General features: G+C 72.3%; 13 protein-coding genes, 1 tRNA gene and 1 rRNA gene. 4 read left to right on the top strand and 11 right to left on the bottom strand.

The annotated features are described in order from the left end of the window. Nucleotides 1-8 precede the first annotated feature (8 nt). Nucleotides 9-869 carry an AraC family transcriptional regulator gene (locus tag ACFYUS_RS26970; RefSeq protein WP_388857223.1) on the bottom strand — a complete coding sequence of 287 codons (861 nt, stop codon included), beginning with the start codon at nucleotides 867-869 and terminating at the stop codon, nucleotides 9-11. A 91-nt stretch (nucleotides 870-960) separates the two neighbouring features. Between ACFYUS_RS26970 and ACFYUS_RS26965 the strand changes: the two genes are divergently transcribed. The 3 genes from ACFYUS_RS26965 (at nucleotide 961) to ACFYUS_RS26955 (ending at nucleotide 7,285) form a co-directional block, all read left to right on the top strand. Beyond that, on the top strand, nucleotides 961-5,610 hold the full coding sequence (locus ACFYUS_RS26965) for a DEAD/DEAH box helicase (protein ID WP_388857220.1): 4,650 nt from the start codon (nucleotides 961-963) through the stop codon (nucleotides 5,608-5,610). Between the two features lie 68 nt (nucleotides 5,611-5,678). Continuing rightward, a complete protein-coding gene (locus ACFYUS_RS26960; protein ID WP_388857217.1) occupies nucleotides 5,679-6,482 on the top strand; it encodes a DNA-formamidopyrimidine glycosylase family protein in 804 nt (267 codons plus the stop codon). A 32-nt stretch (nucleotides 6,483-6,514) separates the two neighbouring features. Continuing rightward, nucleotides 6,515-7,285, top strand: a complete 771-nt coding sequence (locus ACFYUS_RS26955; RefSeq protein ID WP_388857214.1) for an SDR family NAD(P)-dependent oxidoreductase — start codon at nucleotides 6,515-6,517, stop codon at nucleotides 7,283-7,285. 474 nt (nucleotides 7,286-7,759) lie between these two features. Here the strand turns inward: ACFYUS_RS26955 and ACFYUS_RS26950 are convergent, their stop codons facing one another. From ACFYUS_RS26950 to ACFYUS_RS26915, 8 genes are all read right to left on the bottom strand, one after another. After that, nucleotides 7,760-8,143 carry a helix-turn-helix domain-containing protein gene (locus ACFYUS_RS26950; RefSeq protein WP_024758922.1) on the bottom strand — a complete coding sequence of 128 codons (384 nt, stop codon included), beginning with the start codon at nucleotides 8,141-8,143 and terminating at the stop codon, nucleotides 7,760-7,762. A gap of 109 nt (nucleotides 8,144-8,252) precedes the next feature. After that, complete coding sequence (locus ACFYUS_RS26945; RefSeq protein ID WP_388857210.1) at nucleotides 8,253-8,774, bottom strand: CinA family protein; 522 nt, start codon at nucleotides 8,772-8,774, stop codon at nucleotides 8,253-8,255. Then, nucleotides 8,771-9,445 (bottom strand): CDP-diacylglycerol--glycerol-3-phosphate 3-phosphatidyltransferase, encoded by a 675-nt coding sequence (pgsA, locus tag ACFYUS_RS26940; protein ID WP_388857207.1) that lies wholly within the window; start codon nucleotides 9,443-9,445, stop codon nucleotides 8,771-8,773. Before pgsA ends, ACFYUS_RS26945 begins: the two co-directional genes overlap by 4 nt. Then, complete coding sequence (gene rimO, locus ACFYUS_RS26935; RefSeq protein WP_388857204.1) at nucleotides 9,442-10,947, bottom strand: 30S ribosomal protein S12 methylthiotransferase RimO; 1,506 nt, start codon at nucleotides 10,945-10,947, stop codon at nucleotides 9,442-9,444. Before rimO ends, pgsA begins: the two co-directional genes overlap by 4 nt. A gap of 90 nt (nucleotides 10,948-11,037) precedes the next feature. Further along, nucleotides 11,038-11,862, bottom strand: coding sequence for a helix-turn-helix domain-containing protein (locus ACFYUS_RS26930; protein WP_388857201.1), 825 nt, complete (start codon nucleotides 11,860-11,862; stop codon nucleotides 11,038-11,040). Nucleotides 11,863-12,094: 232 nt separating this feature from the next. Further along, nucleotides 12,095-14,917, bottom strand: coding sequence for a DNA translocase FtsK (locus ACFYUS_RS26925; RefSeq protein ID WP_388857198.1), 2,823 nt, complete (start codon nucleotides 14,915-14,917; stop codon nucleotides 12,095-12,097). 127 nt (nucleotides 14,918-15,044) lie between these two features. After that, nucleotides 15,045-15,719, bottom strand: a complete 675-nt coding sequence (locus ACFYUS_RS26920; RefSeq protein WP_388857195.1) for a two-component system response regulator — start codon at nucleotides 15,717-15,719, stop codon at nucleotides 15,045-15,047. A gap of 304 nt (nucleotides 15,720-16,023) precedes the next feature. Then, nucleotides 16,024-21,501, bottom strand: a complete 5,478-nt coding sequence (locus tag ACFYUS_RS26915) for a HAMP domain-containing protein (protein WP_388857193.1) — start codon at nucleotides 21,499-21,501, stop codon at nucleotides 16,024-16,026. 269 nt (nucleotides 21,502-21,770) lie between these two features. Between ACFYUS_RS26915 and ACFYUS_RS26910 the strand changes: the two genes are divergently transcribed. Beyond that, on the top strand, nucleotides 21,771-24,416 hold the full coding sequence (locus ACFYUS_RS26910) for a SpoIIE family protein phosphatase (protein ID WP_388857190.1): 2,646 nt from the start codon (nucleotides 21,771-21,773) through the stop codon (nucleotides 24,414-24,416). A 130-nt stretch (nucleotides 24,417-24,546) separates the two neighbouring features. On the opposite strand, the gene ACFYUS_RS26905 is transcribed toward ACFYUS_RS26910, so the two are convergent. Beyond that, nucleotides 24,547-24,619 (bottom strand) — tRNA-Thr (locus ACFYUS_RS26905). A gap of 4 nt (nucleotides 24,620-24,623) precedes the next feature. Continuing rightward, nucleotides 24,624-24,728: ribosomal RNA gene (gene rrf, locus ACFYUS_RS26900) — 5S ribosomal RNA — on the bottom strand; the annotation flags it as partial.

Below are 24,728 nucleotides of genomic sequence, written 5' to 3'. Positions count from 1 at the left end.
TGCGGCGGCTACGAGGCCTGCCGTCCCACGCCCCGCGCGCGTTGGTAGGCGCCCGGCGGGACCCCGACGCTCCGGGTGAAGTGCCGGCTGAGGTGGGACTGGTCGGTGAAGCCGACGGCGGCGGCCGCCTCCGCCGGGGGCGTCCCCGCGTCGAGGAGCTGCCGGGCCCGCCGTACGCGCGCGTCGGTGAGCCAGGTGTGCGGCGGCATCCCGTACGCCTCGCGGAAGGCGCGGAGCAGGGCGAACGGGCTGGTGCCGAGGTCGGTGGCGAGCCGTTCCAGGGTCGGCGGCCCGGCCATCCCCGTCTCCAGGACCTCACGCGCGCGTGCCGCGTTCCGGGCGCCCGCCGAGCGGGGCGGGAGCGGGGTGAGCAGTCCGCCGTGGCTGCGCAGCAACCGGGCGGTGACCAGGCGCAGGAGGCTGTCCGCTGCGAGCGCGTTGCCCTCCTCCGCGGCCCGGTGGACGCCGACGACGAGCCGGGCGGCGTACGGGTCGTCGACGACGGGCGAGGTGAAGCCGACCGCGCCGCGCAGGGCGAGGGTGTCGGCGGCGATCGACCGGACGATCTCCGCGTCGGGGTAGATCGTCCGGTAGGTCCAGCCCTCGGGCACGCCCGCGTACCCGGTGTGCGGGGTGTCCGGGTTGACGAGGGCGAGCTGTCCGGGCCCGGCGTGGACGAGTTCGTCGCGGTGGTGGAAGGCCTCGACGCCCTCGGTGATCGCGGCGAAGACGAAGGTCTCGTGGGTGTGCCGGGCGAAGGCCTTGCGGATGTAGTGGGCGTGCAGCAGGTCGACCCCGGGCAGCTCGGCGTACTGCCAGTACCGTGCCCGCTCCCCGCTCGCGCCGCCCCGCTCCGTACTCCTGGCCATTCCCCCATTCTGCGCCCCGCCGGCACCCCTCGACGATCGGGATTCCCCCAGGTCCGGACGGTTGTCAGTGGTCGGGTGCACGATGGGGGGCATGGTCAGGTCCGCGCTCGACTCGTTCTCCCCCGCGACCCGTGGTTGGTTCACCGGGGCCTTCGCCGCGCCCACGGCGGCGCAGGAGGGCGCCTGGCGGGCCATCGGCGCGGGCTCCGACGTGCTCGTCGTCGCGCCGACCGGTTCGGGCAAGACCCTCGCCGCGTTCCTCGCCTCCCTGGACCGGCTCGCGTCCGTCCCGCCGCCCGCCGAGGCGAAGAAGCGCTGCCGCGTGCTGTACGTGTCGCCGCTGAAGGCCCTCGCCGTGGACGTCGAGCGGAACCTGCGCTCGCCGCTGACCGGCATCCGCCAGGAGTCGGTGCGGCTCGGCCTGCCCGAGCCGGACGTCCGGGTCGGGATCCGGTCCGGGGACACCCCGGCGGCCGAGCGCCGGGCGCTCGCCACCCGGCCGCCGGACATCCTGATCACCACCCCCGAGTCCCTGTTCCTGATGCTGACCTCCGCCACGCGCGAGGCCCTGTCGGGCGTGGAGACGGTCATCCTGGACGAGGTCCACGCGGTCGCGGGCACGAAGCGGGGCGCGCACCTGGCGCTCTCCCTGGAGCGGCTCGACGAGCTGCTGCCCCGCCCGGCGCGCCGGATCGGCCTGTCGGCCACGGTCCGCCCGGTCGACGAGGTGGCCCGCTATCTGTCGCCGGGGCGGGCCGTGGAGATCGTGCAGCCGCCGTCGGGCAAGGAGTTCGACCTCTCCGTCGTCGTGCCCGTCGAGGACATGGGCGAGCTCGGCGGGTCGCCGGCCTCCGAGGGCAAGGACGGCGGGGACAAGCCGTCGATCTGGCCGCACGTCGAGGAGCGGATCGCCGACCTGGTCCAGTCCCACCGCTCCACGATCGTCTTCGCGAACTCCCGGCGGCTCGCCGAGCGCCTGTGCAACCGGCTCAACGAGATCGCGTACGAGCGGGCGACGGGCGAGCCGCTCCCGGAGGGGGCCCCGCCCGCCGAGGTCATGGCCCAGTCGGGGGCGGCGCAGGGCGCCCCGCCGCTGCTCGCCCGGGCCCACCACGGTTCGGTGTCGAAGGAGCAGCGCGCCCAGGTGGAGGAGGACCTGAAGGCGGGCCGGCTGCCCGCCGTGGTGGCCACCTCCAGCCTGGAGCTGGGCATCGACATGGGCGCGGTCGACCTGGTCGTGCAGGTCGAGTCGCCGCCCTCCGTGGCCTCCGGCCTCCAGCGCGTGGGCCGCGCGGGCCACCAGGTCGGAGCGGTCTCCACGGGCGTGGTCTTCCCCAAGTACCGGGGCGATCTGGTGCAGGCGGCCGTGGTCACCGAGCGGATGCGTGCGGGTGCGATCGAGTCGATGCGGATCCCCGCCAATCCGCTGGACGTCCTCGCGCAGCAGCTGGTCGCCATGGTCGCGCTCGACACCTGGCAGGTGGACGACCTGCTCGCGGTGGTGCGCCGCGCGGCCCCGTTCTCGTCGCTGCCGGAGTCGGCGTTCACCGGCGTCCTGGACATGCTGGCCGGCCGCTACCCCTCGGACGCCTTCGCCGAGCTGCGCCCGCGCGTGGTCTGGGACCGGGTCGCCGGGACGGTCACGGGACGGCCGGGTGCGCAGCGGCTCGCCGTCACCTCGGGCGGCACGATCCCCGACCGCGGTCTGTTCGGCGTCTTCCTGGCGGGCTCGGACCCCAAGAAGGGCGGGGGCCGGGTCGGCGAGCTCGACGAGGAGATGGTGTACGAGTCGCGGGTCGGCGACGTCTTCACGCTCGGCACGACCTCCTGGCGGATCGAGGACATCACCCGGGACCGGGTGCTGGTCTCCCCCGCGCCCGGGGCGCCGGGCCGGCTGCCGTTCTGGAAGGGCGACCAGCTGGGCCGCCCGCTCGAACTGGGGCGGGCGGTGGGCGCGTTCCTCCGCGAGGTCGGCGCCCTGGGGGACGAGGACGCGCGGCTGCGGCTGCTCGCCGCGGGCCTGGACGCCTGGGCCGCGGAGAACGTCCTGGCGTACCTCAAGGAGCAGCGCGAGGCCTGCGGCCATGTGCCGGACGACCGGACGATCCTGGTCGAGCGCTTCCGGGACGAGCTCGGGGACTGGCGGGTCGTCATCCACTCGCCGTTCGGGGCGCAGGTGCACGCCCCGTGGGCGCTGGCGCTCGGCGCGCGGCTCACCGAGCGGTACGGCATGGACGCGCAGGTGATGCACGCGGACGACGGCATCGTGCTGCGCCTGCCGGACGCCGACCTGATGGGCCTGGACATGGGCCTGGACCTCCTCGACCACGAACCGGTCGACCCGGGCCGGCACCTGGACACGACGTACGACGCGGACAAGGCGCCGGTCGGCGCCGCCGACGCCCTCTTCGACAAGGGTGAGATCGGGCAGATCGTCACCGACCAGGTGGGCGGCTCCGCGCTGTTCGCCTCCCGCTTCCGGGAGTGCGCGGCCCGCGCCCTGCTGCTGCCCAAGCGCAATCCGGGCAAGCGCACCCCGCTGTGGCAGCAGCGGCAGCGCGCGGCCCAACTGCTCCAGGTCGCGAGCGAGTTCGGCTCGTTCCCGATCGTCCTGGAGGCCGTCCGCGAGTGCCTCCAGGACGTCTTCGACCTCCCGGGCCTCGAAGAGCTGATGGGGGACATCGAGTCCCGCCGCGTCCGGCTCGTCGAGGTCACCACCCCCGAGCCGTCCCCCTTCGCCCGCTCGCTGCTCTTCGGTTACGTGGCGCAGTTCCTGTACGAGGGCGACTCCCCGCTCGCCGAGCGGCGGGCGGCCGCGCTCTCCCTGGACTCCCGGCTGCTCGCGGAGCTCCTCGGCCAGGCCGAGCTGCGCGAACTGCTCGACCCCGAGGTCCTGGCGGAGCTGGAGCGGGAGCTCCAGTGGCTGGCGGAGGACCGCCGGACCAAGGACCTGGAGGGCGTCGCCGACCTGCTGCGGATCCTGGGCCCGCTGACGGACGCGGAGCTGGCCGAGCGGGGCGCCGAGGCGGGGTGGGCGCCCGAGCTCGAGGCGGCCCGCCGGGCGATCCGGGTGCGGATCGGCGGCCGGGACCACTGGGCGGCGATCGAGGACGCGGGCCGGCTGCGGGACGCCCTGGGCACGGCCCTGCCGGTCGGCGTGCCCGAGGCCTTCACCGAGCCGGTCAAGGACCCGCTGGGCGACCTCCTCGCGCGGTACGCGCGCACGCACGGCCCGTTCACCTCCTCCCGGGCCGCCGCCCGCTTCGGACTCGGCACGGCCGTCACCGACGGCGCCCTCCAGCGCCTCGCCGCCTCGGGCCGGGTCGTCCAGGGCGAGTTCCACCCCTCGGGCATCGGCCAGGAGTGGTGCGACGCGACCGTGCTGCGCCGGCTGCGGCGCCGCTCCCTGGCGGCCCTGCGCCATGAGCTGGAGCCGGTGCCGCCGGCGGCCCTCGCCACCTTCCTGCCGCAGTGGCAGCACCTGGGGAGCAGCGGCCTGCGCGGCATCGACGGCCTCGCGCGGGCGATCGAGCAGCTCCAGGGCGCGCCGGTCCCGGCCTCGGCCCTGGAGAAACTGATCCTGCCGTCCCGGGTCCGCGACTACTCCCCGGCGCTCCTCGACGAGCTGACGACGACCGGCGAGGTCGTCTGGGCGGGCGCGGGCTCGCTCCCCGGCAAGGACGGCTGGGTCTCGCTCTACCTGGCGGACGCGGCCCCCCTGCTCCTCCCGCCGGCGCACCCCCTGGAACTGTCCGCCCTGCACGAGTCCGTCCTCACGGCCCTCTCCGGCGGGTACGGCCTGTTCTTCCGGCAGATCGCCGACCAGATCCGGGCCACCACCCACCCGGACGCCACCGATCCGCAGCTCGCCGACGCCCTCTGGGACCTGGCCTGGTCGGGCCGGCTCACCAATGACACCCTGGCCCCGCTGCGCGCGCTCCTCGGCTCGGGCCGCACGGCGGGCTCCACCGCCCACCGGGCGCGGCGCACGGTCCCGCGCGGCCGGTACGGCACGCTGACGGCCGCGGCCCGCCCGGCGTCCCGCACGGGCCCGCCGACGGTCTCCGGCCGCTGGTCCCTCCTCCCTCCCCCCGAACCGGAGCCGACGCACCGGGCGCACGCCCTGGCCCGCACCCTCCTGGACCGGCACGGCGTGGTGACCCGCGGCGCGGTGGCCGCCGAGGGCGTGGAGGGCGGCTTCTCGGCCACGTACCGGATCCTGGCCGCCTTCGAGGACAGCGGACAGGCCCGGCGCGGCTATGTCGTGGAGGGGCTGGGCGCGGCCCAGTTCGCGATGGACGGAGCGGTGGACCGGCTGCGTGCGGCGGCGACCGCGCGCGACCGCGGCGCCGAGTCCGCGGCGGGCCCCCGCGCCCTGGTCCTGGCGGCGGCCGACCCGGCGAACGCGTACGGAGCGGCCCTCCCCTGGCCCGAGCCCCCGACCGGTGCCGGCCACAAGCCGGGCCGCAAGGCGGGCGCGATGGTGGTCCTGGTCGACGGCGAGCTCACGCTCTACATGGAGCGCGGCGGCAAGACGCTGCTGTCCTGGCCGACGGACCCGGAGGATCCGGCCCTGGGAGCGGCGGCGGCGGCCCTGGCCGAGTCGGCGAAGGCGGGCGCGCTGGGCACGGTCACGGTCGAGCGCGTCAACGGCGCGATGTCCCTGACGTCCCCCCTGTCCCGCCCCCTGGAATCGGCCGGCTTCCTGGCCACCCCCAGAGGCCTCCGCCTCCGCCCCTGAAGCCCTCCGCGTCCCCCTGAGCCCTCCTGCAACCCTCTGAAGCCCTCCGCCCCTGGAACAATGACCCCATGCCCGAAGGAGACACCGTCTGGCAGGTCGCCCACCGTCTGCACGCCGCGCTCGCCGGGCAGGTCCTCACTCGCGCGGACCTCCGTGTGCCCCGGTTCGCGACCGCCGATCTCACCGGGCGGACGCTGCTCGACGTCACCCCGCGCGGCAAGCACCTGCTCGCCCGGATCGAGGGCGGGCTCACTCTGCACTCGCATCTGCGGATGGACGGCGCGTGGCGGGTGTACGCCACCGGGGAGCGCCCGCGCGGCGGCCCCGAGCATCAGATCCGGGCGGTCCTCGGGAACGCCGAGTCCACCGCGTACGGCTACCGTCTGCCCGTCCTGGAGCTGATCCGCACCGCCGAGGAGGCGAGCGTCGTGGGTCATCTCGGCCCTGACCTGCTCGGCCCCGACTGGGATCCCGAGGAGGCCGTACGGCGGCTCGTCGCCGACCCCTCCAGAACACTGGGCGAGGCCCTGCTCGACCAGCGCAACCTGGCCGGCATCGGCAATGTGTACAAGTCGGAGCTGGCGTTCCTGGCCGCCGTCACCCCCTGGCTCCCGGTCGGTGAGCTCGCCCCGGAGGTCCCGGCCCGCCTGGCCGCCACGGCCCACCGTCTCCTGGAGGCGAACAAGGACCACCCGGACCGGCGCACCACGACCACGCGCCGCCCCGGCACCCCGCTCCACGTGTACGGCCGCGAGGGCCGGCCCTGCCTCCGCTGCGGCACCGCGATCCGCCGGGCGGAGCTGGGCGACCGGGTCACGTACTGGTGCCCCGGCTGCCAAAGAGGGCCCGCCGCCGACCCGCACGACAATTGACGGACCGTCAGATGCGGTCGTACGGTCCGGACATGACGACGACTCTCCCGGCATACGACCTGACCGGCCGCACCGCGTTCGTCACCGGCGCCGCGAGCGGCATCGGCCGTGCCACCGCGGCCCTCCTCTCCCGCGCCGGTGCCACCGTCCACTGCGCCGACCGCGACGAGGACGGCCTCAAGGAGACCGCGGCCCTGATCGCCCGGCAGGGCGGCACCGCGCACACCCACCCCCTGGACGTCACCGACCGGTCCGCCCTGGCGGCGGCCGTCCGGTCCGCCGGCCCCCTGCACGTCATGGCCGCCGTCGCGGGAATCATGCACACGAGCTCGGTCCTGGAGACCCGGGACGAGGACCTCGACCGCGTCCTCGCCGTCAACTTCAAGGGCGTGCTGTACGCGTGCCAGGAGGCGGCCCGTTCGATGATCGCCGCCGGCGTCCCCGGTTCGATCGTGACGATGGCCTCGGGCGCGATGGACACCGCGAGCCCGGGCCTGCTCTGCTACAGCGTCACCAAGGCGGCCGTGGTCCAGCTGACGAAGACCCTGGCGACGGAGGCGGGTCCGCGCGGGATCCGGGTCAACGCGATCGCCCCGGGCTGGATCCGCACCCCGATGACGGACCGCCACGAACCGGCCGCCCAGGAGCAGGCCGAGGCCGCGATGGTCCGTCACTCGCCGCTGGGGCGGGTCGGCGAGGCCGAGGACATCGCGCACGCGGTCCTCTACCTCGCCTCCGACGCCTCCGCGTTCACGACCGGCCAGATCCTCCGCCCCAACGGCGGCGTCGCGATGCCCTGGTGACCCCCGGGGCCGCCGCACCGGGTAGTCGCCGCCCCCTCGAAGCGACCGTCCCCCGCCGTCCCGACGAGGCCGCCACGTGCACCGGCAGCAGGCTCAGCCCCCAGCCGCCCGCGGCCACCGCCCCCTCGACCGGCCCGGTCTCCACCGGTACGAGCAGCAGGCGCAGCACCGCCCACCACCAGAGCCCTCCGGCGGCGAGGCCACACGCGAACAGCGCGAGCGTCACCAGCGGAACCCGTCGCCGTACCATGGCCGCCTCCTGCGGTCGACGCTAGACCGGCAGGATCACCCTGCGGGAGGGCGCACCGGTGGCAACCCCGGCGCACACGGCCCAGGCGTACGTCCCTCCCACCATGGCACGCCCCACCGGAACCCGGCATCTCAGGAAAACCGCTCGAAAACCCCCGGAAACGAGAAAAGCCCCGGTCAGCGCCTCACCAAGAGGCACCGACCGGGGCTTCGCCCCACTTCGGTTCAGGCAGCGACGACGTCCACCGCTTCGGCGGGCGCCTTGATGGTCACCCGCCCGGTGGGCACACCGGCCACCGACGTCACCGACACCGAATTGAGCATCGGGCGCACCGGCGTCGGCACCGGTTCGCTCGCCGCTGCCGACTCGGCCAGTTCGGCCAGCGACAGCTCGTCACTCACTTCGCGCATGAGCTCGGACATCCGTACATCCAACGCGTCGCAGATCGCGGAGAGCAGCTCGGAGGAAGCCTCCTTCTGCCCCCGCTCCACCTCGGAGAGATAGCCGAGCGAGACTCGGGCGGACGAGGAGACTTCGCGCAGAGTACGGCCCTGGCGCTGGCGCTGCCGACGCAGCACGTCACCCAGCAGGCGACGGAGCAGAATCATCGGTGGCTCCCTCCTCGGACCGCGTAGCCGCATCCTTCACGCCCCACCGTACCGCCTCGCGCCGCGGCCGTGCGGGGAGCGATGTCGTGTTCACTCAGGGCTGCAAACATCAAATCCCCCCGTTGTGTTCCGTATCCTGTGCCCGCGCATTTCCCGAGAGTTCCTCATGGAGCAGTTCCAGCACGCTCCGTACGCTCTCTCTACGGATTTCCGCACGATCGCCGTTCAACCTCAGCGACACCACTTTCCCGGCGCGGGCGCTCGTCGTGGCGGGGCCGGCGACCGCCACGTAGACCGTTCCGACGGGCTGCCCGTCCTGCGGGGTCGGTCCCGCGACCCCGGTCGTCGAGATGCCCCAGTCGGCGCCGAGCCGGTCCCGTACACCCGCCGCCATCTGCAGCGCGACCTCCGGATCCACCGCTCCGCGCTCCGCGAGCAGGGACCCGTCGACGCCGAGGAGCTCGCGCTTGAGGGGCGTGGCGTAGGCCGTGACCGACCCCAGGAAGGAGGCCGATGCGCCGGGGACGCCGGTGATCTCGGCGGCCACCAGACCACCCGTGAGCGACTCCGCGGCGGCCAGCGTCTGGTCACGCTCCGCAAGCAGCGCCAGCACCCGGGCGGCCTCGGTCATCGCGTCGCCGTCTCCGACCGCGCCGCCGCCCGCTCCACCGCGAGTCCCTTGCGCCTCAAGGCGACGGCCTGCCGGACGTAGTCCAGACCGGTGACGACCGTCAGCACGACGGCCACCGCCATCACCCAGAAGCGCAAGGTGGCCAGAGGGCCGGTGAGCATGAGGACGTACATGCCCACGGCCGTGCCCTGGGCCAGCGTCTTCATCTTGCCGCCGCGGCTGGCGGGGATGACCCCGTGCCGGATGACCCAGAACCGCATCAGGGTGATCCCGAGCTCCCGGGCGAGGATGACCCCGGTGACCCACCAGGGCAGGTCCCCGAGCGAGGACAGCGAGATGAGTCCGGCCGCCATGATCGCCTTGTCGGCGATCGGGTCGGCGATCTTCCCGAAGTCGGTGACCAGGTTGTACGTACGGGCGAGGTGCCCGTCGAAGACGTCCGTGATCATGGCCACCGCGAACGCCGCCCAGGCCCAGGCCCGCCACACGGGGTCGTGCCCGCCGTCCTGGAGCAGCAGCACCACGAAGCCCGGCACGAGGACGAGCCGGATCATGGTGAGGATGTTCGCGATGTTCCACAGGCTGGCCTGGTTGACGGCCGCCGAGCCCAGCTTGCCGCGGGGCGTCGGCCTACCGGTCCCGCCCGTCGCGGATGCCGGGACTCCGGTCATCTGCCCGCCTCCTCGAAAAGACACTCGGCCACCAGGTCGACGCCCTCCGTGCCGACGACCTTCGCCCTGACCATACGGCCCGGGGCGAGTTCGGGGCCCGCACCGCCGTCCGTGGTGAGCAGGAGCACCTGTCCGTCGGTCTCGGGCGCCTGGTGGGCCGCGCGGCCGATCCAGCCGCCCGCCTCGTCCTCGTCGTCCGACTCGGACTCGACGAGTACTTCCAGGGTCTCTCCGATCCGCTCCTCCGCGCGCTGCGCGGTGAGCTCCTCGGCGAGCCGGGAGAGGTGGGCGAGGCGCTCGTCGACGACTTCCTGGTCGAGCTTGTGCTCGTACGTGGCGGCCTCGGTGCCGTCCTCGTCGGAGTAGCCGAAGACGCCGATGGCGTCGAGGCGGGCGTGGGTGATGAAGCGTTCCAGCTCGGCGAAGTCCGCCTCGGTCTCGCCGGGGAAGCCGACGATGAAGTTGGACCGGGCACCGGCCGTGGGCGCCTTGGAGCGGATGGTCTCCAGGAGCTCCAGGAAGCGGTCGGTGTCGCCGAAGCGGCGCATGGCCCGCAGCACGTCGGGGGCGCTGTGCTGGAAGGACAGGTCGAAGTAGGGCACGACCTTCTCGGTCGACGTGAGGACGTCGATCAGGCCCGGGCGCATCTCGGCGGGCTGGAGGTAGCTGACGCGGACGCGCTCGATGCCGTCCACGGCGGCCAGCTCGGGCAGCAGGCCCTCCAGGAGCCGGATGTCGCCGAGGTCCTTGCCGTAGGAGGTGTTGTTCTCGGAGACCAGCATGATCTCCTTCACGCCCTGCTCGGCGAGCCAGCGCGTCTCGTTCAGCACGTCCGAGGGGCGGCGGGAGACGAAGGAGCCGCGGAAGGAGGGGATGGCGCAGAAGGAGCAGCGGCGGTCGCAGCCGGAGGCCAGCTTCACGGAGGCGACGGGGCTGGTGTCCAGGCGGCGGCGGAGCGGCGCGCGCGGCCCGGAGGCGGGCGCGAGGCCCTCGGGCAGGTCGCTCGGCACGTTCTCGGGGGCTTCCGCGGAGCCGTGTCCCGGCAGGGCCACGGTCTCGGCGGCCTTCTGGCGCTCCACGGGGGACAGCGGCAGCAGCTTGCGCCGGTCACGCGGGGTGTGGGCCTCGACACTGCCACCGCTGAGGATGGTCTGGAGGCGGTTGGAGATGTCGGCGTAGTCGTCGAAGCCGAGGACGCCGTCGGCCTCCGGGAGGGCTTCGGCGAGCTCCTTGCCGTATCGCTCGGCCATGCAGCCGACGGCGACGACGGCCTGGGTCTTGCCGTGGTCCTTCAGATCATTGGCTTCGAGGAGGGCGTCGACGGAGTCCTTCTTGGCGGCCTCGACGAATCCACAGGTGTTGACGACGGCGACATCCGCGTCCTCGGCGTTCTCGACGAGCTCCCAGCCGTCCGCTGCCAAGCGGCCTGCGAGCTCCTCCGAGTCCACCTCGTTACGGGCGCAGCCAAGAGTGACAAGGGCGACGGTACGGCGTTCGGGCATGGACTCAAGACTACTTCGTCCCGGCCGTTCCCCCGTCGCGCAGGGTTCACCTGCGCGACAGAGGTCACATCACACGCGGTGTTGCGGGGCTCAGCCGGCCTCGGGGTCGCCCTTGGTGTAGCTGAGCCGCTCGACCTGACCGGATTCGAACTTGTCCGCGAGCTTCTTGCCGTTCACGTAGAGCTCGATCGCGCCGGCGTTGCCGAGGACGAGGTCGACGCGCTCGTCGTCCTGGAAGGTCTTGGACTCGCCCTTGAGGAGGAGGCCGTCGAAGAGGAGCTTGCCGTCGTGCGCCTTGGCCGAGATCCAGCTCTTGTCGTCGATCGCGGAGAGCTTGATCGTGACCTTGTCCTGCGGGACGGCGGCGATCGCGCTCTCGGTGGGCTTGGGCGCGGGCTTGGCCGGCTTCGGCTTGGCGGCGGACGTCGCCTTCTCCGGCGCGGGTGCCGGGCCGCCGTCGGCCACGGTGGTCCCCGTCGTGGCGTCGTTCCCGTTGAACATCGTGTAGCCGACGAAACCGACGACGGCGACGATGGCCGCGACCATCGCGGCGGTCCAGTTGGGCCTGCGCGGCTCGGGGCGGATGCGTTCCGCCTCGAAGAGCGGGGCGGCGGGGGTCGGCGCGGGACGGCCACCGTGCTCGGCGTCGTACTGCTCGATCAGCGGAGCCGGATCGAGACCGACGGCGCGCGCGAGGGTACGGATGTGGCCGCGGGCGTAGACGTCGCCGCCACAGCGCGAGAAGTCGTCCTCCTCGATCGCGTGCACGATCGGAATCCGGACACGGGTGGAGGCACTGACCTCTTCGACGGTGAGACCGGCGGCGATTCGGGCCTGCTGGAGAGAGCGACCGATCGATTCCCGGTCGTCTGCCGGGAAGGTCCGGTCGTCTTCGGGGGAGTTGCCGATGGACACGAGAGCGCCTTTCGAGCGTGTAGCCACCTGCTGGACGTTCAGTCTATGGGTGGTACGAAAGGGTGGGGCAACCGGGCGGGTGCTGTTTGTACGCCATGAGGCTGGGACATCCTTCTGTCCCACCGTCCAACTTGACGTACGGCCAGGGGAAACGGTTGCCCACCGTTTTCTTACGAGTGAGTCTCGGCCCGGTCTCGAACGGGTACCCCGCCTCGCCGTCGGCACACCCGGACTACTCCCCCGACTCCCCCCGGATGACGGCGAGGACCCCGTCCAGCTCGTCCGGCTTCACGAGCACGTCGCGCGCCTTCGAGCCCTCGGACGGTCCGACGATGTTCCGCGACTCCATCAGGTCCATCAGCCGGCCGGCCTTCGCGAAGCCCACGCGCAGCTTGCGCTGGAGCATCGAGGTGGAGCCGAACTGCGTCGAGACGACCAGCTCGGCGGCCTGGCACAGCAGGTCGAGGTCGTCGCCGATGTCCTCGTCGATCTCCTTCTTCTGCCGGGTGCCGACGGTGACGTCCTCCCGGAAGACGGGCGTCATCTGGTCCTTGCAGTGCTGCACGATCGCCGCGACCTCGGCCTCGGTGACGAACGCGCCCTGCATGCGGACGGGCTTGTTGGCGCCCATCGGCAGGAAGAGTCCGTCGCCCTTGCCGATGAGCTTCTCGGCGCCGGGCTGGTCGAGGATGACCCGGCTGTCGGCGAGCGAGGAGGTGGCGAAGGCGAGCCGCGAGGGCACGTTCGCCTTGATCAGACCGGTGACGACGTCCACGGACGGCCGCTGGGTGGCGAGCACGAGGTGGATGCCGGCGGCGCGCGCCAGCTGGGTGATGCGGACGATGGAGTCCTCGACGTCGCGCGGCGCGACCATCATCAGGTCGGCGAGCTCGTCGACGATCACCAGCAGGTACGGGTACGGGTTGAGCTCGCGCTCGCTGCCCTCGGGCAGTTTGATCTTGCCGTCCCGGATGGCCTGGTTGAAGTCGTCGATGTGCCGGTAGCCGAAGGCGGCCAGGTCGTCGTAGCGCAGGTCCATCTCGCGCACGACCCACTGGAGCGCCTCGGCGGCCCGCTTGGGGTTGGTGATGATCGGCGTGATCAGGTGCGGGATGCCCTCGTAGGCGGTGAGCTCGACCCGCTTGGGGTCGACCAGCACCATCCGGACGTCCTCGGGGGTCGCTCTTATCATGATCGACGTGATCAGGCAGTTGATGCACGAGGACTTTCCGGAGCCCGTGGCACCGGCGACCAGGACGTGCGGCATCTTCGCCAGGTTGGCCATCACGTAGCCGCCCTCGACGTCCTTGCCGAGCGCGACCAGCATCGGGTGCTCGTCCCCGGCCGCGTCCGCGAGCCGCAGCACGTCGCCGAGGTTGACCATCTCGCGGTCGCTGTTCGGGATCTCGATGCCGACCGCGGACTTGCCGGGGATCGGCGAGATGATCCGCACGTCGGGCGAGGCCACGGCGTAGGCGATGTTCTTGGTCAGGGCCGTGATCTTCTCGACCTTCACGGCGGGGCCGAGCTCGACCTCGTACCGCGTGACCGTCGGACCGCGCGTGAAGCCCGTGACGGCCGCGTCGACCTTGAACTCGGTGAAGACGTTGGACAGCGCGTCGACGACGGCGTCGTTGGCGGCACTGCGGGTCTTGCCCGGCCCACCGCGCTCCAGCAGGTCGAGCGAGGGCAGGGAGTACGTGATGTCGCCCGCGAGCTGGAGCTGCTCGGCCCGGGGCGGCAGGTCGGTCGGCTCGGGCGCCGGCTTCGTCAGATCGGGTACGCCCCCACCGGGACGGCCGGCCCCGCGCGCCGGGGGTACGGGCGCGGCCTTCTCCACGGCGGCGGCTTCGGCGGCGGAGGCTTCGGAGGCGGCCAGCGCGGCCTTCCGCTCCGCGGTGACGTCCTTCGTCAGGTCGGCGACGATCGGCGAGGGCGGCATGCCGTTCAGCACGGCGCCGTCGAGCGCCGCGGCGGCCGCCGCGGCGACGTCCACCGGGTCCAGGCCGGAGTCGAAGTCCTCGCGCGCGGAGGCCCGGCGGGCCGGGCGGCCACGCCGCTCCAGCACCTCCGCCTCGGCCCGGTCGACGTCGTACGGCTCCGCAGGCCCGGCCGCGCGGCGCCGGACGGGCCGCGCGGGGCGCGGTCCCGCGTCCCGCCAGTCCTCGTCGTACCCCTCGTGCTCCGGGTGGCCCGCGTATCCCTCGGCCTCCGCCGGGTCGTACGGGAGCTCGACGATGCCCAGCTTGGCGCCGAGCGCGCGCAGCCGCTGCGGGATCGCGTTGACCGGGGTCGCGGTGACCACGAGGAGCCCGAAGACGGTGAGCAGCACCAGCATCGGTACGGCGAGGACCTCGCCCATCATGAAGACGAGGGGCTGGGACGCGGCCCAGCCGATGAGCCCGCCGGCGTCCTGCATGGCCGCGCTGCCGTCACCGCGGCCCGGCGAGCCGCAGGCGATGTGCACCTGGCCGAGGACGCCGATGACGAGCGCGGAGAGGCCGATGCTGATCCGGCCGTTGGCCTCGGGCCTCTCCGGGTAGAGGATCAGCCGGATGCCCATAGCGCCGAGGAGCAGCGGTACGAGCAGGTCGAGCCGTCCGAAGGAGCCGGTGACCAGCATCTCGACGAGGTCGCCGACCGGGCCGCGCAGATTGGACCAGGTGCCGGCGGCGACGATCAGCGCGAGGCCGAGGAGGAGCAGCGCGAGCCCGTCCTTGCGGTGGGCGGGGTCGAGGCCCTTCGCGCCGCGCCCTATCCCCCGGAGCATCGCCCCGATCCCGTGGGCGAGGCCGAGCCAGGCGCCGCGCGCGAGCCGGTAGACGCCCCCGGTCGGGGACGGGGCGGGCCTGGGCGGGGCCTTCTTGGCGGCGGTCTTCCGCGCGGGCGCGCGCTTGGCGGGCGCGGCCTTCTTGGCCGGCGCCTTCTTCGCGGGCGGCTTGGCGGGGGACTTCGCGGGCGCCGCTTTCTTCGCGGCACCCGTCGTCCGGCCGGTGCGCGGTTTCGCGGTGTTCGCCGTGCCCTGGGAACCCTTGCCGGACGTACGTGAAGCCATGATGCCGAGGTTACCGGTGTGGAGACCGGCTGTCCGCCTCACCCGTTCGTGTCGTCCGTGCCGGGGCGCGATGCTGACGCCGCATCACGGCGGTCCCCACCGTACGCGAGGACGCGATGACGGCGCGTCAGCTCTGGGCGGGCAGTGTCGGCGTGGCGCCCGTGCCCGGCTCCAGCGCGTCCAGGGCCCGGCGCAGTCCGGTGAGCTTGCGCTCCAGGTGCGCGGCGGTGGCGACGGCGGCCGCGTCGGCGGAGTCGTCGTCGAGCTGCTTCGACAGGGCCTCGGCCTGCTCCTCGACGGCGGCGAGCCGGGCGGAGAGCTCGGCGAGCAGTCCGGCGGCCTCCTTGCCGTGACCGCCCTCGCCGCCGCCCTCCAACTGCAGCCGCAGCAGGGCGGCCTGCTCGCGCAGCTTGCAGTTCTTCATGTAGAGCTCGACGAAGACGGAGACCTTGGCGCGCAGCACCCACGGGTCGAACGGCTTCGAGATGTAGTCGACCGCCCCGGCCGCGTACCCCCGGAAGGTGTGGTGCGGGCCGTGGTTGATGGCGGTGAGGAAGATGATCGGGATGTCCCGGGTCCGCTCGCGCCGCTTGATGTGGGCGGCGGTCTCGAAACCGTCCATGCCCGGCATCTGGACGTCGAGCAGGATGACCGCGAAGTCGTCCGTCAACAGCGCCTTGAGCGCTTCCTCCCCGGACGATGCCCGCACCAGCGTCTGATCGAGCGCGGAGAGAATGGCCTCCAGCGCCAGCAGATTCTCCGGCCGGTCATCGACCAGGAGGATCTTGGCCTTCTGCACCATGCCCCGTCCTCCTCGTCCCGGCAACGGCTCTCCCCGGACCCCCGAACCGGGGGAAGCACCGGGCGCCGCCCCAGAAGACGACTCCCTAGCGCCGTCCGTCCTTGTGCCGGTCATCGTAGCCGCACCCTGCCCGTCGCCACACCCTGTCACCGCGATGTCACTGTGCACGTAGCGGAAACGCGGTGGGAGACCAGAAGGTTCCCCGTATCCGGCCCTCTCACACGCCCCTGGCGACAGTCCGTCAGAGGGAGCCGGCGGAGCCCGGGGGTCCGCGCCCGGCGCGGCGCGGACCCCCGGCGCGGAGTCACTCCCCCCGCATCCACTGCTCCATGACGGACAGCAGGTGATCGGGGTCGACCGGCTTGGTCACGTAGTCCGAGGCGCCGGACTCGATCGCCTTCTCCCGGTCGCCCTTCATCGCCTTCGCCGTCAGCGCGATGATCGGCAGCCCGGCGAACTGCGGCATCCGCCGGATCGCGGTCGTCGTCGCGTACCCGTCCATCTCCGGCATCATGATGTCCATCAGCACGACCGTCACGTCGTCGTGCTGCTCCAGGACCTCGATGCCCTCCCGCCCGTTCTCCGCGTACAGCACGGCGAGCCCGTGCTGCTCCAGGACGCTGGTGAGCGCGAAGACGTTGCGGATGTCGTCGTCGACGATGAGCACCTTCTCGCCGGAGAAGCCGAACGTACGGCGCGGCTCGGCCTCCGGCTCCGCCCGGTCCGCCGCGTCCTGCCCGCCGGACTGCCCGGGAACCGCGTCCCGCACCCCGGTGGCCTCAGCCACCGCCTTCCGCCGGTGCCGGAACAGCGCCGCCCCGGACCGCGCCTCGGTCCGTACGGGCGGCGGCGGGAAGTGCGGGAACGCGTCGAGGGCCCCGACCGTCCCCTCCTCGGCCCCCTGCTGCGGGTCCTCGACGTCCTGCGCGCCCTGCCCGTGGCCGCCCGGCGGCAACTCCGTCGGGCTCAGCGGCAGATAGAGCGTGAACGTCGAGCCGCGGCCGGGCTCGCTCGCGGCGAAGATCTCGCCGCCGAGCAGCCGCGCGATCTCCCGGCTGATCGAGAGCCCCAGCCCCGTACCGCCGTACTTCCGGCTGGTCGTGCCGTCGGCCTGCTTGAACGCCTCGAAGATGACCCGCATCTTGCCGGCCGCGATCCCGATCCCGGTGTCGGTGACCGAGAACGCGATCAGGGCGGCCTCCGGGTCCCGCAGCGATCCGGCCTCCAGGAGCTGCTCGCGGATCGACTGCGGCACGTCCGCGGCCGCCGGCCGGATCACCAGCTCCACCGCGCCCGTGTCGGTGAACTTCACCGCGTTGGACAGGAGGTTGCGCAGGACCTGGAGCAGCCGCTGCTCGTCGGTGTGGAGGGTGGCCGGCAGCTCGGGCGAGACCCGCACCGAGAAGTCGAGCCCCTTCTCCGCCGTGAGCGGCCGGAAGGTGGCCTCCACGTAGTCGACGAGCTGGACGAGCGCGATGCGGGTCGGCGAGACGTCCATCTTGCCCGCCTCGACCTTGGACAGGTCGAGGATGTCGTTGATCAGCTGGAGCAGGTCCGAACCGGCGCCGTGGATGGTCTCCGCGAACTCGACCTGCTTCGGCGTCAGATTGGTCTCGGCGTTGTCCGCGAGCAACTTGGCCAGGATCAGCAGCGAGTTGAGCGGGGTGCGCAGCTCGTGCGACATGTTGGCGAGGAACTCCGACTTGTACCGCATGGAGACGGCGAGCTGTTCGGCGCGCTCCTCCAGGACCTGCCGGGCCTCCTCGATCTCGGTGTTCTTCACCTCGATGTCGCGGTTCTGCCGGGCGAGCAGCTCCGCCTTCTCCTCCAGCTCCAGGTTCGAGCCCTGGAGTTCCTTCTGCCGGTGCTCCAGCTCGGCCGAGCGCTCCTTGAGCTGCTCGGTCAGCTTCTGCGACTGCTGGAGCAGCACCTCGGTCTTGGTGTTGACGCTGATGGTGTTGACCGTGGTCGCGATCAGCTCGGCGATCTGGTTGAGGAAGTCCCGCTGGATGTGCGTGAACGGCTGGAACGAGGCCAGCTCGATCACCCCGAGGACCTTGCCCTCGAAGAGCACCGGCAGCACGATCACATGGGCCGGCGAGGCCTCCCCGAGCCCCGAGGAGATCTTCAGATAGCCCGGCGGCACATTGACCTGGATGGTCCGCTTCTCCTCGGCGGCCGTCCCGATGAGGGTCTCGCCGGGGCGGAACGAGGTCGGCATGGACCCGGTGGAGTATCCGTAACTCCCGCGCATCCGCAGCTCGTACGAGCCGTCGCCCTCGCCGACGAGTTCGGCGTCGCCGTGGGCGGAGCCCGTCGGCATCGCGACGAAGAAGGCGCCGTGCTGGGCCGAGACCACCGGCGTCAGCTCGCTCATGATGAGCGAGGCCACGTCGTCGAGGTCCCGGCGGCCCTGCATGAGGCCGGAGATGCGGGCCAGGTTGCTCTTGAGCCAGTCCTGCTCGTCGTTGGCGAGGGTGGTGTCGCGCAGGTTGGCGATCATCGTGTTGATGTTGTCCTGGAGCGCCTGGATCTCGCCGGCCGCGTCCACACCGTCGATCTTGACGTTGAGGTCGCCGCGGGTCACCGCGGTGGCGACGGCCGCGATGGCCCGCACCTGCCGGGTGAGGTTCCCGGCCATCTCGTTCACGGACTCGGTGAGGTCGCTCCAGGTGCCCTCCACGTCCCTGACCCGGGCCTGGCCGCCGAGCTGCCCGTCGGTGCCCACCTCGCGGGCCACCCGGGTGACCTCCTCGGCGAAGTTCGACAGCTGGTCGACCATCGTGTTGATGGTGTTCTTCAGCTCCTGGATCTCACCGCGCGCGTCGATGTCGATCTTCTTGGTGAGGTCGCCCTTGGCGATGGCCGTGGTGACGGCGGCGATCTGCCGCACCTGACCGGTGAGGTTGTCGGCCATCGAGTTCACCGACTCGGTCAGGTCCTTCCACGTGCCGGAGACCCCCGGCACCCGGGCCTGGCCGCCCAGTTCGCCCTCCGTACCCACCTCGCGGGCCACGCGCGTGACCTCGTCCGCGAAGGACGACAGGGTCGTCACCATCGTGTTGACGGTCTCGGCGAGCTCGGCGACCTCGCCGCGCGCCTCGACCGTCACCTTCTTCGTCAGGTCGCCGTTGGCGACGGCCGCCGAGACCCGGGAGATGTTCCGCACCTGGTTGGTCAGGTTGTTGGCCATCAGGTTGACGTTGTCGCTGAGGTCCTTCCACGTACCGGTGACCCCGCGCACGCGTGCCTGGCCGCCGAGGATGCCCTCCGTACCCACCTCACGGGCCACCCGCGTGACCTCGTCGGCGAAGTTCGACAGCTGGTCGACCATCGTGTTGACGGTCGTCACCAGCTCCAGGATCTCGCCCCGGGCGTCGACGGTGATCTTCTTCGACAGGTCGCCCATGGCGACCGCCGTCGTGACCTCGGCGATGTTCCGCACCTGGATGGTGAGGTTGTTCGCCATGAAGTTCACCGACTGGGTGAGGTCCTTCCAGGTGCCGGAGACGCCCTGCACCTCGGCCTGGCCGCCGAGACGCCCGTCGGTGCCCACCTCGCGGGCCACCCGGGTCACCTGCTCGGCGAAGTTCGACAGCTGGTCCACCATCGTGTTGAGGGTGTTCTTCAGCTCCAGGATCTCGCCGCGCGCGTCCACGTCGATCTTCTGCGACAGGTCGCCGCGCGCGACCGCGGTGGCGACCTGCGCGATGTTGCGGACCTGGGTCGTCAGGTTGCCGGCCATGCCGTTCACCGAGTCCGTCAGATCGCGCCACACACCGGCCACGCCCGGCACCTGCGCCTGACCGCCGAGACGCCCGTCGGTGCCCACCTCGCGGGCCACCCGGGTCACCTGGTCCGCGAAGGCCGAGAGCTGGTCGACCATCGTGTTGATGGTGTTCTTCAGCTCCAGGATCTCGCCGCGCGCGTCCACGTCGATCTTCTGCGACAGGTCGCCGCGGGCCACGGCCGTCGTCACCTGCGCGATCTGCCGCACCTGCGAGGTCAGGTTGCCGGCCATGAAGTTCACGGAGTCCGTGAGCTCCCGCCAGCGCCCGGAGACGCCGTCCACGCGCGCCTGCCCGCCGAGCCGACCCTCCGTGCCCACGTCCCGGGCCATCCGCGTCACCTGGTCCGCGAACGACGACAGCTGCGACACCATCGTGTTGACGGTGTTCTTCAGCTCCAGCATCTCGCCGGCCACGTCCACCGTGACCTTCTGCGACAGATCACCGTTGGCGACCGCCGTCGTCACCTGCGCGATGTCCCGCACCTGACCGGTCAGGTTGCGGAAGGCCGTGTTCACCGAGTCGGTGAGGTCCTTCCACGTGCCCGCCGCGCCCGGCACCTCGGCCTGACCGCCGAGCAGACCCTCGACGCCGACCTCCCGGGCCACCCGGGTCACCTCGGAACCGAACGCCGACAGCTGGTCCACCATCGTGTTGACGGTGTTCTTCAGCTCCAGCATCTCGCCGGCCACGTCCACCGTGACCTTCTGCGACAGATCACCGTTGGCGACCGCCGTCGTCACCTGCGCGATGTCCCGCACCTGCGTGGTGATGTTCCGGAACACCGTGTTGACGGAGTCGGTGAGGTCCTTCCACGTCCCCGCCGCACCCGGCACCTGCGCCTGCCCGCCGAGCAGACCCTGCGCGCCGACCTCGCCCGACACCCGGGTCACCTCGTCGGCGAACGTCCGCAGCGTCTCCGTCATCTGGTTGATGGTGTCCGCGAGTTGGGCGATCTCACCGCGCGCGGAGACCCGTACCTTCTGCGACAGGTCGCCGTTGGCGACCGCCGTCGTCACCTCGGCGATACCCCTCACCTGATTGGTGAGGTTGCCCGCCATCGTGTTGACGGAATCGGTGAGGTCCTTCCACACACCGGCGACCCCGGCCACCTCGGCCTGACCGCCGAGCTCGCCCTCCGTACCCACCTCGCGCGCGACACGGGTCACCTCGGAGGAGAACGACGACAGCTGGTCCACCATCCGGTTGACGGTGTTCTTCAGCTCCAGCATCTCGCCGGCGACGTTCGCCGTGACCTTCTGCGACAGATCGCCGTCCGCGACCGCCGTCGTCACCAGGGCGATGTCCCGCACCTGCGCCGTCAGCCGGTTCGCCATCGTGTTGACGGAGTCCGTGAGGTCCTTCCACGAACCGGACACCCCGCGCACCTGCGCCTGCCCGCCCAGCTTGCCGTCCGTACCCACCTCGACGGCGACCCGCGTCACCTCGGAGGCGAACACCGACAGCTGGTCGACGAGGTTGTTGGCGGTACGGGCGACCTTCAGGAACTCCCCGCGCAGCGGCCGGACCGTCCCGTCCGCACCCTCCGAACGCAGGTCCATCCGCTGGTCCAGATCACCCTCGGCCACCGCCGACAGGACCCGCCCCACCTCGGACACCGGCCGGGCCAGCTCGTCGACGAGCGCGTTCGCGGCCTCGATCGCCGCCGCCCACGCCCCTTCGCTGGCCCCCGCCTCCAGACGCTCGGACAGCTTGCCCTCGCGGCCGACCACCCGCCGGACCCGCGACAGCTCCCCCGTCACGTGCAGCTGCCGGTCGGCGACCTCGTTGAACACGGCGGAGATCTCCGCCATGACCCCCTCGCCGGACAGCGTCAGCCGCCTGCGGAAGTTCCCGTCCCGCATCGACACCAGCGCGGCCAGCAGCCGCTCCAGCGCCGCCGCGTCCACCTGGACCGTCCCCCCACGGGAACGCCCGCCCCTCGCGCGCGTGCCACTGCCGCCGCCGCGCCGCGCCGCCGTGCCAGACTCCACCGTGTCCCTCCCGAAAGGGGTCGACCGTACCGCTCCGGCTCTCGCCGTCAGCCTGCCCAGTGTTTCACCGCGACCGAACCAGGCGATAACAGTTCGGCGGCTCCGCACCGCGTCCCTACCCCCGAGGGACGGAATCAACGGTGACCGGCATCCGCTCGGACAGCGAAGGTAAGTAACCTGGCATCCGGCTGTCCAGCCGCCCCGGTCCGCCCGGCGGGGGCGGTGTGGTGCGCGCACGACCACCGGGCAGCGGGAGGGACAGACCGAGCATGGCAGAGCCGGGCGTCGAGACGCGTACGAGGAGTGCTGTGATCACCGCGCGGGCGACTGCCAGCTTCGAGCCCGAAGGCCGGTCCGTCGCGGCCGCCCGCGCCTTCGTCAGAGACACCCTCCAGGGCTGGGGACACCCCGAACTCGTCGACGACGCCGTCGTCCTCACCAGCGAACTCGTCACCAACGCCGTCATCCACGCCGGCACCTCGGCCGAGGTCCTCTGCCTCCGCTCCGACGACAGCGTCCGCATCGAGGTCGCCGACCGCTACCCCGAGCGCGAGATCCCCGTCCAGAGCGGCCGCTCCCTCGGCAACCCGGACCGCGAGAACGGCCGCGGCCTGCTGCTCTGCGCCGCCCTCGCCCACCGCTGGGGCGTCGACTACTCCCCCACCCGCAAGCACGTCTGGTTCCATCTCGACCTCCCCCAGCGCCCGGTGGGCACCCGCTCCGCCGGCCCCGTCCTCCCCGACGCCCTCCTCCCGGTCGCCGAGACGCGCGTCCGCGTCGCCGTCGTCCAGATCGACCTCGGCGGCACGATCACCTCGTGGAACGAGGACTCCGAGGAACTCTTCGGCTACGGCTCCGAGCAGGTCACCGGCAAACCCCTCGGCGACCTCGCCGCCTGGCCCCACACCCCCGGCATCGGCACCGGCCTCGCCGAGGCCCTCCGCCTCTCCCGCTGGGAGGGCAGCTACGGCATCCGCTGCGCCGACGGCCGCGTCATCCCCGTCTACGCCTCGCACCTGAGGGTCCGCGACACCCAGGGCGAACCCTCCACGGTCTGCCTCCTCGTACGGGAGCACGAGCGCGCCGTCCTCCAGACCCCGCAGCGCCCCGTCGCCGAACCGGGCACCGAGAGCCGCGCCGCCGACCCCTTCGAGGTCTTCATCGGCTCCCCCGCCCCCGACGACCTCGACGGCCTCCTCCAGCGCACGGTCGAACGCGCCCGCGACATGCTCGACGGCGACGCCGCCTTCCTCCTCCTCGCCACCGACGACGAGACCGAGCTCGAAGTGCGCGCGACCACCGGGCTCCCGGCCGCCCGCCAGCGCTTCGCCCGCGTCCCCGTGGAGACCGGCGCCAGCCGCTACGGCTCCGCCCGCATGCCCGCCGTCCACGAGGACCTGGCCGCCGTCCCCGGCGCCGTCCCCCTCCTCGAAGGCACCGGCATGCGCTCGGTCGTGACGGTCCCCCTGAAGGTCGAGGGCCGCCTCACCGGCTCCCTCGGGGTGGCCGCCGAGTCCGCGAACCGCTACTCCAACGAGGAGGCCCTGCGCCTCCAGTTCGCCGCCGACCGCATCGCCCTGGCCGTCGAATCGGCCCGCCTCGGCGAACTCGAACGGCTCCGCCGCGGCTCCCTCAGCTTCCTCGTCGAGGCCTCCGACCTCCTGGCCGGCACCCTCGACCGCGACCAGACCCTGGCGCTCATGGCCCAGATGACGGTCCCCACCCTCGCCACCTGGTGCGCGGTCTACACGATCGCCGACCAGGCCTCCGACCCGTACCTCTCGTACGTGCTCCACGAGGACGAGGACCGCATCGACGGCCTCAAGGACCTGCTCTCCTCCATCGCCCCGCCGGACCCGGTGCCGACCCCCGGCGCCCGCGTCTGGTCCGCCCCGGGCGACGCCGCGCACCGCGCCGCGCTGACCGCCTCGGTCCGTGCCCTCGACCATCCGGCGAGCCCGCTCTCCTCCGGCATCGACACCACCCTGGCCACCGCGAGCGCGGTCGCCGGCGAGACGGTCGTCCTGCCGCTGGTCGCCCGCAACCGGGTCATCGGCATGCTGACGCTCGGCAGGCCCTCGGAGGACCACTTCCGCCAGGAGATCCTGGAGCTCGCCGAGGACCTCTCGCGCCGGGCCGCCCTCGCACTGGACAACGCCCGCCTGTACTCGGAGCGCGTGGCGATCAGCCAGTCCCTCCAGCGCAGCCTCCTCCCGCCCGGCCTCCCCACGATCCCGGGCGTCGAGGTCGACGTCATCTACCGCGCGGCCGGCGAGGGCAACGAAGTGGGAGGCGACTTCTACGACGTCTTCCCCATCAGGGACGACGTCTACGGATTCGCCATCGGCGACGTCTGCGGCACGGGCCCGGAGGCGGCCGCCGTCACGGGCCTGGCCCGTCATGCCCTGCGCCTCCTGGCCCGCGAGGGCTTCGGCGGCCCGGCCGTCCTGGAGCGGCTGAACGCGGCGATCCTCGACGAGGGCGCCCGCAGCCGCTTCCTGACCCTGCTCTACGGCGAGATGCGCCCGCAGCCGGACGGCTCGGCGATCCTCAAGGTCGTCTGCGCCGGCCACCCCCTCCCGCTGCGCCTCCGCCCGGACGGCACGGTGGAGCCCGCGGCCGAACCCCAGCCGCTCCTGGGCGTCATGGAGGACCTGGAGCTGTACGAGCAGACGGTCACGCTCGACCCGGGCGACGTCCTCCTGTGCGTCACGGACGGCGTGACGGAACGCCGCGAGGGCACCCGCATGCTGGGCGACGACGGCCTCGCCGAGGTCCTCAAGACCTGTACGGGCCTGACGGCCGGCGCGGTCTCCTCCCGTGTCCTCCGCGCGGTCGAGCGCTTCGCCCAGGCCCCCGCCTCCGACGACATGGCCATCCTGGCGATGCGCCTCCGCGAGCCGGACCCCCACTGACACGAAAGGCGCCCTCCCCCTGCGGGGAGGGCGCCGTCCTCTTCGGATCCCACAGACTCCCGGAAACTCCTGGAAACTCCTGGAAACACGAAAAAGCCCCCGCCAAGAGGCGGGGGCCTTTTCATTTCGGAGCCCTTTAACGGAATCGAACCGTTGACCTTCTCCTTACCATGGAGACGCTCTACCGACTGAGCTAAAAGGGCAGGTGTTCGGCGGTGTCCTACTCTCCCACAGGGTCCCCCCTGCAGTACCATCGGCGCTGAAAGGCTTAGCTTCCGGGTTCGGAATGTAACCGGGCGTTTCCCTAACGCT

The sequence above is a fragment of the Streptomyces sp. NPDC004284 genome (genome assembly GCF_042874035.1).
Taxonomy (GTDB): Bacteria; Actinomycetota; Actinomycetes; order Streptomycetales; family Streptomycetaceae; genus Streptomyces.
The sequence above is the reverse complement of the archived record's forward strand: the minus strand, read 5'-3'. Positions and strand labels throughout refer to the sequence as shown.

What these genes read in the sequence shown, in the direction of transcription:
- ACFYUS_RS26960 (WP_388857217.1), top strand. Translation starts at nt 5,679, where the DNA reads ATGCCCGAAGGAGACACCGTCTGGCAGGTCGCCCACCGTCTGCACGCC.
- ACFYUS_RS26955 (WP_388857214.1), top strand. Translation starts at nt 6,515, where the DNA reads ATGACGACGACTCTCCCGGCATACGACCTGACCGGCCGCACCGCGTTC.
- pgsA (WP_388857207.1), bottom strand. Translation starts at nt 9,445, where the DNA reads ATGACCGGAGTCCCGGCATCCGCGACGGGCGGGACCGGTAGGCCGACG.
- ACFYUS_RS26950 (WP_024758922.1), bottom strand. Translation starts at nt 8,143, where the DNA reads ATGATTCTGCTCCGTCGCCTGCTGGGTGACGTGCTGCGTCGGCAGCGC.
- ACFYUS_RS26965 (WP_388857220.1), top strand. Translation starts at nt 961, where the DNA reads ATGGTCAGGTCCGCGCTCGACTCGTTCTCCCCCGCGACCCGTGGTTGG.
- ACFYUS_RS26925 (WP_388857198.1), bottom strand. Translation starts at nt 14,917, where the DNA reads ATGGCTTCACGTACGTCCGGCAAGGGTTCCCAGGGCACGGCGAACACC.
- ACFYUS_RS26920 (WP_388857195.1), bottom strand. Translation starts at nt 15,719, where the DNA reads ATGGTGCAGAAGGCCAAGATCCTCCTGGTCGATGACCGGCCGGAGAAT.
- rimO (WP_388857204.1), bottom strand. Translation starts at nt 10,947, where the DNA reads ATGCCCGAACGCCGTACCGTCGCCCTTGTCACTCTTGGCTGCGCCCGT.
- ACFYUS_RS26945 (WP_388857210.1), bottom strand. Translation starts at nt 8,774, where the DNA reads ATGACCGAGGCCGCCCGGGTGCTGGCGCTGCTTGCGGAGCGTGACCAG.
- ACFYUS_RS26910 (WP_388857190.1), top strand. Translation starts at nt 21,771, where the DNA reads ATGGCAGAGCCGGGCGTCGAGACGCGTACGAGGAGTGCTGTGATCACC.
- ACFYUS_RS26970 (WP_388857223.1), bottom strand. Translation starts at nt 869, where the DNA reads ATGGCCAGGAGTACGGAGCGGGGCGGCGCGAGCGGGGAGCGGGCACGG.